The organism is Bosea sp. 124 (assembly GCF_003046175.1).
In the GTDB taxonomy this organism is placed as follows: Bacteria; Pseudomonadota; Alphaproteobacteria; order Rhizobiales; family Beijerinckiaceae; genus Allobosea.
In genome coordinates this window covers 1,686,481-1,699,387 of the sequence record NZ_PZZM01000001.1, presented here as the reverse complement: position 1 = coordinate 1,699,387, position 12,907 = coordinate 1,686,481, and the positions used below count along the sequence as shown (strand labels likewise).

Genomic DNA, 12,907 nt, shown 5'->3' with positions numbered 1-12,907 from the left:
CGGGTCAAGCTCGAGCATGACGCTGCGCCTCAGGCCGCGAGATCCGCCACGACCGCATCCAGTACCAGCGCGCCGTCGGGCGTGCAGGCGAGTTTGCCGCCGGGCTTGCGGGTCAGCAGCCTGTCCAGGATCAGGCTCGCGACGCGGGGTTCGCTGAGCGCCCGTCCGGACAGGGCCTTGAACACGGCCGGATCGATCCCCTCGACCAGGCGAAGACCCATCAGCAGGTATTCGTCGCCCTGCGCCTCGGCATTGAGCCTCTCGTCCTCGACCAGCGCATGGCCTTCCGCCTCGACCCGATCGAGCCAGGTCTCGGGCCGCTTTTCGGTCGAATGCGCCATCCGTCCCTCCGCCGTGACGAGACGGCCATGCGCGCCGGGACCGACGCCGGCATATTCGCCATAGCGCCAATAGACCAGGTTGTGGCGGCATTCGGCGCCGGGCCTGGCATGGTTCGAGATCTCGTAGACCGGCAGGCCGTGCTTGGCCGTGATCTCCTGTGTAATCTCGTAGAGCACCGCACCCGCCTCGTAATCGGGGATCGCGAGCTTGCCCGCCTTGAACAGCCGCTCGAACATCGTGTCGGGCTCGATGGTGAGCTGGTAGAGCGAGAGATGCTCGGCCGCGTGGCTGATCGCCAGCTCGAGTTCGGCCCGCCACAGCGAAGGCGTCTGCCCGACCGAACGGGCATAGATCAGGTCGAAGGAGTAGCGCTCGAAATATTTCCGCGCGATCGCGACGGCGTCCAGCGCCTCTTGTGCCGAGTGCATCCGCCCCAGCGCCTTGAGATCGGCGTCGTTCAGCGCCTGCACACCGAGCGACACGCGGTTGACGCCGGCAGCGCGAAAATCAGCGAAACGCCCGGCCTCGACGCTGGTCGGATTGGCCTCCAGCGAGACCTCGCAGTTTGGATCGATAGCCCAGAACTCGCCGATCGCATCGAGGATCGCGCCGACCGTCCGCCCCTCCATCAGCGAGGGCGTGCCGCCGCCGAAGAAGATCGAGGATACCGTACGGCCGGGCGCGAGCTGCGCGCGATGGCTGAGCTCGCGCCGGAAGGCCGCGACATAGCGTGCCTGGTCGGGCGGCTGCAGTCGGACATGGCTGTTGAAGTCGCAATAGGGGCATTTGGCCAGGCAGAAGGGCCAATGCACATAGACCGCGAAGCCCGCATCCGAGGTCGGATGCAGGATGGCGCCTTCGGCGAGGGCGGCCGCGCCGCTCAATGCGGCTTCCGCAGGCAGGCGGCGGCCAGCAGCGTGAAGGCCCGCGCCCGGTGCGACAGGGCCTCGGCCGCACCGCTCTTGATGGTCGTGCTCATCTCCGCGAAGGTCTGGTCATGGCCGTCCGGCTGGAAGATCGGGTTGTAGCCGAAGCCGCCCGTGCCACGCGGCTGATCGACGATCCGCCCGTGGACTCTGCCCTCGAACAGCTCCTGATGTCCGTCCGGCCAGGCAATCACCAGCGCCGAGACGAAATGTGCCCGCCGCTGCTCGGGGGAGGTCGCGTCACGCTTGGCCATTTCAGCGAGGACCCGCGCCATCGCCGGTTTGAAATCCTTGCCGGGCCCGGCCCAGTTGGCCGAGAACAGGCCGGGCGACCCGTCGAGCGCATCGATGCAGAGGCCGGAATCGTCCGACAGCGCCGGCAGGCCGCTGGCCTCAGTCGCCGCCACGGCCTTGATCGCGGCGTTCTCGGAGAACATGTAGCCGGTCTCGTCCGGCTCGGGCAGGCCGAGTTCGCCGGCCGAGACCAGCTCGATCCCGTAAGGGGCCATCAGCTCGCGCATCTCGACGAGCTTGCCCTTGTTGTGGGTCGCGAGAACGACCTTGCCGGTGAGGAGGCGGTGCCCGCTCATCTCAGGCCACCGCCGCCTTCTGCAATGTGACGAGTTTGCCCACTCCGCCCTTGGCGAGCTTGAGCAGCGCCATCAGTTCCTCCTCGGAGAAGGGCGCTCCCTCGGCCGTGCCCTGCACCTCGACGAGGCCGCCCGAGCCGGTGATGACGAAATTCGCATCGGTCTGCGCGCCGGAATCCTCGATATAATCGAGGTCGAGCACCGGATTGCCGGCGACGATGCCGCAGGAGATCGCAGCGACATGGTCCTTCAGCGGGTTCGATCCCTTGAGCATGGAGCGGCCCTCCATCCATTTCAGAGCGTCGTGCAGCGCCACCCAGGCACCCGTGATAGAGGCCGTGCGGGTGCCGCCATCGGCCTGCAGCACGTCGCAGTCGACGACGATCTGGCGCTCGCCGATCGCGGTCAGGTCGACGACGGCGCGAAGCGACCGTCCGACTAGGCGCTGGATCTCCTGCGTGCGGCCGGACGGCTTGCCCGAGGTGACCTCGCGGCGGTTGCGCTCATGCGTGGCGCGCGGCAGCATCGCGTATTCGGCGGTAACCCAGCCCTTGCCGGTGCCGCGCAGCCAGGGCGGGCCCTTTTCCTCGACAGTCGCGGCGCAGAGCACCCGGGTTTCGCCGAAGGTCACCATGCAGGAGCCTTCCGCATAGCGCACGACGCCGCGTTCGAGCGTCACCTTGCGCATTTCGTCTGCGGCGCGTTTGGAGGGTCGCATGGGAAGATCCTGATTGTTCTGGGTTGGCGGCTTGTAGGCGGTTGGCCGGGACGGGGCAAGGTTGAGCCGGCCGAGCGCCGTTTTCGCTTGATCCCGCGCGGGGCAAAGCGGACAATAACCCGATGTCGAACCTGCTTTTTCGTCCGAAATGAGCGCCCATACGCCGCGTCCCGAATCCCCGAGCGGGTTGATCGAGACGGACCAGCGTTCGCGCGAGATTTTCCGCCAGATCGTCGACGGCTACATGATGACGGGTGAACCCGTCGGCTCGCGCAACATCGCCCGCCTGCTGCCCATGGCGCTGTCGCCGGCGACGGTGCGCAACGTCATGACCGATCTCGAGCTGGCCGGGCTGATCTACGCCCCGCACACCTCGGCTGGGCGCCTTCCAACCGAAAGAGGCCTGCGCTTCTTCGTCGATGCGATGATGGAAGTCGGCAATCTGACCTCCGACGAGCGCACGCGCATCGAGGCGCAGATGAAGGCGGCCGCAACCGGCCGCACGCTCGATGGCACGCTGACCGAGGCCTCGGCGCTGCTGTCTGGCCTCTCGCGCGGCGCCGGTGTCGTCGTCACCACCAAGGCGAATGCGCGGCTCAAGCACATCGAATTCGTCCGGCTCGACCCGACGCGGGCGCTCGTCGTGCTGGTCGCCGATGACGGCACGGTCGAGAATCGGTTGCTTGCCCTGCCGACTGGCCTGCCGGCCTCGGCGCTGACCGAGGCTGCGAATTTCCTCAATGCCCGGATCATGGGCAAGACGCTGGGCGAGCTGCGCCGCGAGATCGCGGAGTATCGCACCCAGATGGAGAGCGAACTCGATGCGCTGACGGCGCGACTGGTGGAGAGCGGCATCGCCACCTCGTCGGGGCCGAGTTCCGACCGCCATCTGATCGTGCGCGGCCAGGCCAATCTGCTGGAAGACCTGAAGGCACAGGAGGATCTCGAGCGCATCCGCCTGCTCTTCGGCGACCTGGAGACCCAGACCGACGTCATCGACCTGTTGTCGCGCGCCGAGGCCGGCGACGGCGTTCGCATCTTCATCGGCTCGGAGAACAAGCTGTTCTCGATGTCGGGCTCCTCGATGGTGGCCGCGCCCTTCCGCGATGCGGAGCAGCGCATCGTCGGCGTCGTCGGCATCATCGGCCCGACGCGGCTGAACTATGCCCGGATCGTGCCGATGGTGGATTACACGGCGAAGGTGGTCGGGCGGTTGCTGGATGGTGGCTGGTGAGCAGGTCGGGCGCCATGCTCGCAGGCGTATTGGGTTTGATGCTGATGACGAGCGCTGCTGATTCAAGTTCCAGCCTGATCGATGCCGCCGCCGCCGGGCGAGCCGCCGAGGTGACCCGTCTCGTTGCGGCAGGGGCCGCTCTCGAAACACAGGATTCGCAGGGACGCTCCGCCCTTCTGTTGGCCGTCGCCGGAAATCATGTCGCCGTCGCCCGCACGCTGCTCGATGCCGGCGCGAGCCCGAACACGCAGGCGGCCAATCGCGACACGCCCTGGCTCCTGGCGGGGGCATCGGGACGAGCCGAGATCATCACCGCGATGCTGCCACGCAAGCCCGATCTGACGATCCGCAATCGCTATGGCGGCAACGCCCTGATCCCGGCCTGCGAGCGCGCCCATGTCGAGGCCGTGAAACTGCTTCTGACCAGCGGCATCGATGTCGATCACGTCAATGATCTCGGCTGGACCTGCCTTCTGGAGATCGTGATCCTCGGCGATGGCGGCCCGCGCCATCAGCAGGTTGCGAAGCTGGTGCTCGACGCCGGTGCCAGTCCCGGTCTCGCGGACAAGGATGGCGTGACGCCGCTGGCCCATGCCCGCCAGAGAGGCCAGAGCGCGGTGGCGGCCCTGATCGAGCAGGCCGGCGGCCGCTGATCCCTGCGGATTTGGCATCGCTGCCGGATCGCGCTACCTCTGCCGCCAACGCGGCCTGGCCGCCGCCCGAAATCCGCACGCAAGGCTTTTTCCGATGACTGACACGCTCCCCGATCGCCTCTCGTCCAATCCGAACAGCCCGTTCTACAACGAGGAACTGCTCGCGCGGGACATCGGCGTGCGGTTCAAGGGCGTCGACAAGACCAATGTCGAGGAATACTGCGTCAGCGAGGGCTGGGTACGTCTGACCGCCGGCAATGCCAAGGACCGATTCGGCAATCCGATGACGGTGAAGCTAAAGGGCGACGTCGAGCCCTATTTCCGCCAGGCGGCGTCGGAAGCCTGAACGGCTCTCGGGCCAGGCTCTTGTAGAAGCAGGCTCTTGTAGAAGAAGGTCGCGTCGCAGTCGCGCCCGTCCGGCATCAGGGCGTAGCGTGGAATGGTACCGACCTCGATCCAGCCCAGCTTGCTGTAGAGCGCGTGCGCGGCACTCGCCCCGTCGGTGTCGAGCACCAGCAGGTCGCGGCCGCGCCGCTTCGCCTCGGCCTCGGCGGCACCCAGGAGCCGCTCGGCGATGCCGCGGCGGCGCGCGCCCGAATGCACCAGCATTTTCGCGATCTCGGCGCGATGCGGCTGGTTTGGCTTGCCGATGAGCTGGAGCTGCGTCGTGCCGACGATACGCCCGCCAAGCGTGGCGACGAAGAGGATGGTGCGCCCGGCCGCGACCTCGGTGGCGACGCCCTGCCAGAAGCGTTCATAATCCGCCATCGCCGCGCCTGCCATGAAGCCGACCGAAGCGCCGCCCTCGACGGCATCGGCGAGGATGTCGGTCAGCGCCGGGATCGCCGTCTGCGCCGCCTCCGCATCGAGTTGGCTGATCGTGACCGCGTCGGCTGGCGTCATGTCCGTCGTCCGTTCCAGTGGTCGGCCGCGGTAAGCACGACCGCATAGCGTGCCGTCCCGGCGCCGGGGTTGCAAAAGCTGATCGGCCCGTCCAGCAGCATGGCGAGGCAGTCGCCGGCGATAAGCCGATGCTCGCGCTCGCCAACCGCGATCACGAGCTCGCCTTCCAGCAGCCAGAGCTGCTGGTCGAGCCGGAAGCCGCTGCGTGGGGCATCCAGCAGGACGCGCGCGCCGGCCGGCATCTCGACTTCGACGATCTCGAGCTGCGAGCCGGTGCCGGCCGGCGAGACGGTGCGGCGCCGGTAGCCGCTGGCCGGATCGGTCCAGACCGGCTGCTGGTCGCGGCGCGCGAGCGGGCCGGCGCCGTGGTCCTCGCGAAAGAGGGCAGACAGCACGATGCCGAGTCCGGCGCAGAGTCGGTCGAGCAGCGCTGCCGTTGGGCTCGATTCGCCGCGCTCGACCCGCGAGATCATCGCGCGGCTGACCCCGGTGCGCTCGGCCAGCGTGTCGAGCGTCCAGCCGAGGCCCTGGCGCGTGGCCTTCAGCCGGGTGCCCAGCCGGCGGTCGAGGTCAATATCGGCATCCATATCCATAAAATGAGATTTATTCCATGATATTGGAAAAGCAAGCGATGATTTGGGCTTTGCCGCCCTTGCGAGGGGGTGGAGCGACGGCGCGATCCAGCAGCGTGTCGAGCGCCGCCGCATCTGGATTGTTTCATTGCGCCCGCAATGACGCGGTGCCTGCGCAAACGCTTGGCGCAATGCGGCATCGCTGCTATTCCCGCGCCATGAGCACGAAGACCTTCGACAACATCCGCAATTTCTCGATCGTGGCGCATATCGACCACGGCAAGTCGACGCTGGCCGACCGGCTGATCCAGACCACCGGCACGGTGGCGGCGCGCGACATGAGCGAGCAGATGCTCGACTCGATGGATATCGAGAAGGAGCGCGGCATCACCATCAAGGCCCAGACCGTCCGGCTCGATTACCGCGCCCAGGACGGTAAGGATTACATCCTGAACCTGATGGACACGCCCGGCCATGTCGACTTCGCCTATGAGGTCTCGCGTTCGCTGGCGGCTTGCGAAGGCTCGCTTCTGGTCGTCGACGCCTCGCAGGGCGTCGAGGCGCAGACCTTGGCGAACGTCTACCAGGCGCTCGATGCCGGCCACGAGATCGTCACCGTCCTCAACAAGATCGATCTGCCCGCAGCCGAGCCCGAGCGCATCAAGCAGCAGATCGAGGACGTGATCGGCCTCGACGCTTCGGAGGCCGTGCCGATCTCGGCCAAGACCGGCATCAACATCGAGGGCGTGCTCGAGGCGATCGTCCAGAAGCTGCCGGCGCCGAAAGGAGACCTCGAGGCCCCGCTGAAGTGCCTGCTCGTCGATAGCTGGTATGACGCCTATCTCGGCGTCGTCGTTCTCGTGCGCGTCATCGACGGCACGCTGAAGAAGGGCATGACCATCCGCATGATGCGGGCCAACGCCGCCTATGGCGTCGACCGCGTCGGCGTGTTCAAGCCGAAGATGACCGAGGTCAAGGAACTGGGGCCGGGCGAGGTCGGGTTCTTCACGGCCTCGATCAAGGAGGTCGCCGATACGGCGGTGGGCGACACCATCACCGACGAGAAGCGCCAGACGCCGCAGGCTTTGCCGGGCTTCAAGCCGGTCCAGCCGGTGGTGTTCTGCGGCATCTTCCCGGTCGATGCCGCCGATTTCGAAGTGCTGCGCGCCGCAATGAGCCGGCTTCGCCTGAACGATGCCAGCTTCTCCTATGAGATGGAGACGTCGGCTGCGCTCGGCTTCGGCTTCCGCTGCGGCTTCCTCGGGCTGCTGCATCTGGAGATCATCCAGGAGCGGCTGGAACGCGAGTTCAACCTCAACCTGATCTCGACCGCACCCTCGGTCGTCTATCACCTCAATCTGCGCGACGGCACGGTGCTGGAATTGCACAACCCGGCCGACATGCCCGACGTCATGAAGATTGAGACGATCGAGGAGCCGTGGATCAAGGCGACGATCTTCACCCCCGACGAATATCTCGGCTCGGTGTTGAAGCTCTGTCAGGACCGTCGCGGCGTCCAGACCGACCTGTCCTATGTCGGATCGCGCGCCAAGGTGGTCTACGACCTGCCGCTGAACGAGGTGGTGTTCGATTTCTACGATCGGCTGAAATCGATCTCCAAGGGCTACGCTTCCTTCGACTACGCCATCACCGATTATCGCGAGGGCGACCTCGTGCGCATGTCGATCCTGGTCAACGCCGAGCCGGTCGATGCCTTGTCCATGCTGGTCCACCGCTCTCGCGCCGATGCCCGCGGCCGTGCCATGTGCGAGAAGCTCAAGGACCTGATCCCGCCGCACATGTTCCAGATCCCGGTGCAAGCGGCGATCGGCGGCAAGATCATCGCCCGCGAGACCATTCGGGCGCTGCGCAAGGACGTGACCGCTAAGTGCTATGGCGGCGACGCCTCGCGCAAGCGCAAGCTCCTGGACAAGCAGAAGGAAGGCAAGAAGAAGATGCGGCAGTTCGGCCGGGTCGAGATCCCGCAGGAAGCGTTCATTGCCGCGCTGAAGATGGACGACTGAGCCAAAGGCGCCGGCCGCAGCCGGCGCCATCTGGTTCTACCAGCCGAGTGCGCAGCCATCCTTGCGGTGGTCGGAGCCGGCCAGCAGCACGCCGGTCTCATGGTCGATCGCGATCGCCTGTCCGCCGCCGATCGCGGCTCCGGGTGCCGTAAAGACGAAGCCGCGCCGCTCCAGCTCGGCGCGCACGGCCGGCGGCAGCGTCCTTTCCGCCTCGATCGCGGTCTGCCCGGGGCGCGGGAAGACGCGCGGCAGCGAGATCGCGGTCTGCAGGTCGAGCCCGTAATCGATCAGCTTGCTGACCAGATGGGCGTGGCCCATCGCCTGATAGTGCCCGCCCATCACGCCGAAGGAGAGGCGGACCTTGCCGTCGCGCGTCATCATGCCGGGGATGATGGTGTGCAGCGGGCGCTTGCGCGGCGCGATCGCATTGGGGTGGCCGGCCTTGAGCATGAAGCCCTGGCCGCGGTTCTGCAGCAGCACGCCGCTCTTCGGTGCGACCAGCGCGGCGCCATAGGGGTTGAACACCGAGTTGATGAAGCTGACCGCCATGCCGTCGCCGTCGACGACACTGATATAGACGGTGTCGGCATGCTCGACCGCCGAGGCGGTGAAGGAGGGCAGCTCCGCGATCGCCTGCTTGAGATCGATCTTGCTGCGCAGTTCGGCTGCGAGTTCCTCCGACAAAAGCCAGTCCAGCGGGACCTCGCTCTGGCTCGGATCGGCCAGCACCGCGTCGCGCACGGAATAGGCCAGCCGCGACGCCTCGATCTCGACATGCAACCGGTCGGCGGAGAGTGGGTCGCTCCCCGGCTCGAAGCCCGACAGGATGTTGAGGATCATCAGCGCGATCACGCCCTGGCCGGCCGGCGGGCATTCATGCACCTCGTGGCCGCGGAAGCGCGTGCTGATCGGCGTGACATAGCCGCCCTTCGCCGCGCGGAAATCCTCCAGCGTATGCAGCCCACCGAGTTCGCGCAGGCGGTCCACCATGTCCTGGGCGATCTCGCCCTCGTAGAAGGCGGAAGGACCGCGCGTGGCGATCGCCTGCAGCGTCGCCGCGAGCTCCGGCTGGTGATGCACTTCGCCGGCAAGTGGAGCCCGTGCACCCGGCAGGAAGACGCGGGCGGCATGCGGGTCCTTCGCCAGCAGGGCCGCCTGTCCGGCCCAGTCGGCCGCGACGCGCGGCGAAACGGCATAGCCGTCGCGGGCGAGCGCGATGGCCGGTTCCAGAAGCTTTGCAAGCGGCAGGCGGCCATGGTCCTTGACCAGCGTCGCCCAGGCCTCGACCGAGCCCGGCACGGTCACGGCATGCGGCGACTGGCGCGGGATTTCGGTGAAGCCGTGTTCGAGATACCAGTCGAGGGTCGCGGCGGCCGGCGCGCGGCCGGAGCCGTCATAGGCGATGACCTTGTCGCTGCCGCCCGCCGCCAGCAGCACGAAGCAGTCGCCGCCGATGCCGGTCGAGCCCGGCTCGACGACGCATTGCACGGCACAGGCCGCGACCGCGGCGTCGATCGCGTTGCCGCCGGCCTGCAGGATGTTGATCGCCGCCAGCGTGGCGGCGGGGTGGGAGGTCGCGGCCATTCCGCGCCGGCCCATCACCACCGAGCGGCCGGGCTGCTCGAAATCACGTTGGTTTTGGGTGCTCACGTCGCTGTCTCCAGAGGTCGGTCGGCTTCGGGCCGGATCGGTCCTTCCGAACTCGCCCAGCCGTTGGCGTTTGGCAAGCGCGTCGGGCGCGTCCCGGCCCTGCGGCGGGTTCCACACGGGCGCGCGCGCTGATACGAGCGATGCTCGACCAAGAACATCCATGATCGAAATCTGACGATCAGAATCCGATGCTGGGGAGACCGACCGTGCCGCTACCTGCTTCGCTCGCCGGGCGCCTGCGCCTGCCCGCCATCGCCTCGCCGATGTTTCTGGTCTCGGGCCCCGATCTCGTCGTCGAGACCTGCAAAGCCGGCATCCTCGGCACCTTTCCGGCCCTGAACCAGCGCAGCAGCGAAGGCTATGCCGGCTGGCTCGACGAGATCGGGGGGCGCCTGGCCGACAGTCCCGAGGCCGCGCCCTTCGGGGTCAACCTGATCGTTCACCGTTCCAATCCGCGGCTCGAGCAGGATCTGGCGATCACGGCGCAGCACAAGGTGCCGCTGGTCATCACCTCGCTTGGCGCGGTGCCCGATCTGGTCAAGGCGGTGCATGGCTATGGCGGCGTCGTCTTTCACGACGTCATCAGCCTGCGCCATGCGCAAAAGGCGGCCGAGGCTGGCGTGGACGGCGTCATCGCGGTTGCGGCCGGGGCGGGCGGCCATGCCGGCCTGATGAGCCCCTTCGCGCTGGTCGCCGAGATCAGGCGATTCTTCAAAGGCACGATCGTGTTGGCGGGCGCGATTTCGAACGGTGCCCAGATCGCCGCGGCGCAGATGATGGGGGCCGATCTCGCCTATCTCGGCACCCGCTTCATCGCCACGGTCGAGAGCATGGCCGATCCCGCCTATAAGGAGATGTTGCTGCGCACGCGTGCTGCCGACATCCTCTACACCCCAGCGATCAGCGGCGTGAACGCCAATTTCATGCGCGAAAGCATCGAGGCCGCCGGGCTCGACCCGGAGAATCTGACGTCCCATGGCAAGCTCGACCTCGGCAACGAGGCCAAGGTCTGGAAGACGATCTGGTCGGCCGGGCAGGGCGTCGGGTCGATCGAGGACGTCCCGAGCGTGGCCGAACTCGGCGCGAGGCTGCTGGCGGAATACCGGCAGGCGCGCGCCTCGCTGGCGGGCTGAGCGTCTTTGTTCAAAATCCCCGTCATCCCGGGTCAAGCCCGGGATGACGGGCCGCTTCCGTGCGATGGAGCGATCAGCTCTTCAGCTTGGTGTTGCACTGGCTCCAGTAGCCGCCGCCCTTCTCGATCCATTTCAGCTCGCCATTGGCGTTCACGGTCTTGTTGGCGTTGTACTGGTCGGCGCAGGTCTTGAGTCGGGCCTTGCCGGCGGACAGGTCCGAATACTTCGCCGCAACGGCCTTCGGGAAGACCGCCGCCTTGGCCTTGCCGGCCACGACAGGCTTGGCCGGGGTAGCGGCTGGCGCACTGGCGGGCGTCACGGCAGGCTTTGCCGGCTCGGTCACGGCCGCCGCTGCCTCATTGTCGTCGGCATCGTCGTCACCGCACTGGGCCTTGCGGAAATCGTTCCACTTCTGGCCCTTGAGCGTGTTGGCCTTCTTGGCGTCCTGATATTTGGTGCTGCATTCCTTCATCGTCAGCGCGGCGGCTGGCGTCACCGGCAACATCGCCAGCGCGAAGAGGGATGCGGATGCAAGAATGGCGTTCCTCAGCATGGTCTTCTCCATCGCAAGGCTGGTCTGAGCCCCCGGCCATCGCACTCTCATTCGCGGGGCGTGGCAAGTGGCATTTTCAGGGCAGGCAAGGCCGATCCGGGGCAGGCAAGGCCGGGTGCCTGCCGGTCTCAGGCCAGCGAGCGCAGGTCGAACTCCGGATCGGCAGCTTGCTCCGGCGTCGGCCAGCGGCCCGCAGCCAGCAGGCGGCGGCCTATCATATGGTCGGCCGGCCGGTTGATGCTCTCGATCGCGGCGAGCCGGTCGCCATCGTAGCGGAACAGCGAGAAGCGCCCCTCTGACGTCGAGCCACGCAGGATGGCAGGGCCGCCGGCGACGCCGAGGCCGACCATCTGCAGCTTGACGTCGTACTGGTCGGACCAGAACCAAGGCACGGCTTTGTAGGGCTCGGGCCGGCCTGCGATGGTGCTGCCTGCGGCGCGGCCCTGGTCATGCGCGTTCTGGACCGAGCTGAGCCGAAGCCGGCGCCCCGCGACGAGATTGGGATGGCTGGTGCAGTCACCGGCAGCGAAGATCGCCGGGTCGGAGGTGCGGCAGAGCTCGTCGACGACGATGCCGTCTTCAACCGTCAGCCCCGCCGCAGCCGCGAGCTCCGTATTGGGCACGGCGCCCACGGCCGCGAGCACCAGATCGCAGGGCAGGCGCGAGCCGTCGGTGCAGAGGACGGCGGTAACCTTGCCGCCGTCGCCCTCGATCCGCTCGACCTTCGTCGCGAGCCGGATCGTAACGCCGTGGCCGGCATGGAGGCTGTGCATATAGGCGGAGATCTCCGGCGCCACGGCATGGCCGATCAGGCGCGGGCCGGCTTCCACGACTGTCACCTGTTTGCCGAGCGCGATGGCCGCGGAGGCGACCTCAAGCCCGATGAAGCCACCGCCGATGATCACGACGGAGCCTGCCGCGCCGAGCCGTTCGCTCAGCACATGGGCATCCCCGAGCGAGCGCAGCGAGACGACACCGTCGAGTTCCGCGCCAGGACAGCGCAGCGCCGCGGCACGCGCGCCGGTGGTCAGAGCCAGTTGCCTGAAGCCGAGCGTGGTCCCGTTGTCGAGCCTGAGCCGCTGCGCCTGCCGGTCGAGCGCAACGGCGCGCCGCCCCGCGACGAATTCGACCCCGGCTTCCGCGTAGAAGGAGGCCGCTTTGAGCGGCAGGTTCGCGCCGGCCTTGCCGAGCAGGAAGCCCTTCGACAGCGGTGGCCGCTGATAGGGCAGCTCGGTCTCGTCGCCGACCAGCGCGATGCGCCCGGAAAAGCCGGCTTCCCGCGCGGCGGCGACGACGCCGACGCCCGCATAGGAGGCGCCGACCACGACGAGATCGAAATCGGTGCTGGTTCCGGTGGTGCCGGCGGTCGAGGGGAGGCTGGTCGGCATCGCGAAGAGGTCCATCGATCGAACAAGCAGGTCACGGGCAGGTGGCGAGCGGCCGCTGCCGGCGAGCTTTGCCGGAAGGCGGGCGCGGCAGGGCGCTGCGTATCTACGCCTCTCCGGCGGCGCGGGCCACGTCCATTTCGGTTCCTCGGCCACCGACGTTGGGATTTCGGGCCGCGATCGCCGGAGACACCATGACCAGGACGATCCTCGCGCTGTGATCG

At 67.5% G+C, this 12,907-nt stretch carries 13 protein-coding genes; 5 read left to right on the top strand and 8 right to left on the bottom strand.

Translation table 11 applies throughout. The features are described from left to right. Positions 1 to 29: 29 nt before the first annotated feature. From hemW to rph, 3 genes are read right to left on the bottom strand one after another with little or no spacing between them, the layout of a single operon-like run. Complete coding sequence (gene hemW / locus C8D03_RS07910) at positions 30 to 1,226, bottom strand: radical SAM family heme chaperone HemW (protein ID WP_248308395.1); 1,197 nt, start codon at positions 1,224 to 1,226, stop codon at positions 30 to 32. After that, a complete protein-coding gene (rdgB, locus tag C8D03_RS07905; RefSeq protein WP_108045775.1) occupies positions 1,223 to 1,858 on the bottom strand; it encodes an RdgB/HAM1 family non-canonical purine NTP pyrophosphatase in 636 nt (211 codons plus the stop codon). Before rdgB ends, hemW begins: the two co-directional genes overlap by 4 nt. A gap of 1 nt (position 1,859) precedes the next feature. Continuing rightward, positions 1,860 to 2,576, bottom strand: a complete 717-nt coding sequence (gene rph, locus C8D03_RS07900) for a ribonuclease PH (protein WP_108045774.1) — start codon at positions 2,574 to 2,576, stop codon at positions 1,860 to 1,862. A 187-nt stretch (positions 2,577 to 2,763) separates the two neighbouring features. Here rph and hrcA point away from each other — a divergent pair, with 187 nt between their 5' ends. From hrcA to C8D03_RS07885, 3 genes are all read left to right on the top strand, one after another. Then, complete coding sequence (gene hrcA / locus C8D03_RS07895) at positions 2,764 to 3,810, top strand: heat-inducible transcriptional repressor HrcA (RefSeq protein WP_282568585.1); 1,047 nt, start codon at positions 2,764 to 2,766, stop codon at positions 3,808 to 3,810. Positions 3,811 to 3,854: 44 nt separating this feature from the next. Beyond that, positions 3,855 to 4,463, top strand: a complete 609-nt coding sequence (locus C8D03_RS07890) for an ankyrin repeat domain-containing protein (protein WP_181300784.1) — start codon at positions 3,855 to 3,857, stop codon at positions 4,461 to 4,463. 94 nt (positions 4,464 to 4,557) lie between these two features. Then, complete coding sequence (locus C8D03_RS07885; protein WP_108045771.1) at positions 4,558 to 4,809, top strand: DUF3297 family protein; 252 nt, start codon at positions 4,558 to 4,560, stop codon at positions 4,807 to 4,809. Here C8D03_RS07885 and C8D03_RS07880 read toward each other — a convergent pair. After that, complete coding sequence (locus tag C8D03_RS07880) at positions 4,779 to 5,366, bottom strand: GNAT family N-acetyltransferase (RefSeq protein WP_108045770.1); 588 nt, start codon at positions 5,364 to 5,366, stop codon at positions 4,779 to 4,781. The genes C8D03_RS07885 and C8D03_RS07880 overlap by 31 nt on opposite strands. Continuing rightward, entirely contained in the window at positions 5,363 to 5,953 is a 591-nt protein-coding gene (locus C8D03_RS07875) for a helix-turn-helix domain-containing protein (RefSeq protein WP_181301297.1), read from the bottom strand. Before C8D03_RS07875 ends, C8D03_RS07880 begins: the two co-directional genes overlap by 4 nt. Positions 5,954 to 6,156: 203 nt before the next feature. Between C8D03_RS07875 and lepA the strand changes: the two genes are divergently transcribed. Continuing rightward, on the top strand, positions 6,157 to 7,962 hold the full coding sequence (gene lepA, locus C8D03_RS07870) for a translation elongation factor 4 (RefSeq protein WP_108051354.1): 1,806 nt from the start codon (positions 6,157 to 6,159) through the stop codon (positions 7,960 to 7,962). Positions 7,963 to 7,998: 36 nt separating this feature from the next. On the opposite strand, the gene ggt is transcribed toward lepA, so the two are convergent. Then, positions 7,999 to 9,561, bottom strand: a complete 1,563-nt coding sequence (gene ggt / locus C8D03_RS07865) for a gamma-glutamyltransferase (RefSeq protein ID WP_108045768.1) — start codon at positions 9,559 to 9,561, stop codon at positions 7,999 to 8,001. A gap of 257 nt (positions 9,562 to 9,818) precedes the next feature. Between ggt and C8D03_RS07860 the strand changes: the two genes are divergently transcribed. After that, positions 9,819 to 10,745, top strand: coding sequence for an NAD(P)H-dependent flavin oxidoreductase (locus C8D03_RS07860; protein ID WP_108051353.1), 927 nt, complete (start codon positions 9,819 to 9,821; stop codon positions 10,743 to 10,745). Positions 10,746 to 10,818: 73 nt separating this feature from the next. Here the strand turns inward: C8D03_RS07860 and C8D03_RS07855 are convergent, their stop codons facing one another. Continuing rightward, positions 10,819 to 11,298, bottom strand: coding sequence for a hypothetical protein (locus tag C8D03_RS07855; RefSeq protein ID WP_108051350.1), 480 nt, complete (start codon positions 11,296 to 11,298; stop codon positions 10,819 to 10,821). A 128-nt stretch (positions 11,299 to 11,426) separates the two neighbouring features. After that, the gene (locus C8D03_RS07850) at positions 11,427 to 12,686 is read right to left on the bottom strand and encodes an NAD(P)/FAD-dependent oxidoreductase (protein ID WP_108051348.1); all 1,260 of its coding nucleotides are present in this window, start codon (positions 12,684 to 12,686) and stop codon (positions 11,427 to 11,429) included. Positions 12,687 to 12,907: the final 221 nt, after the last annotated feature.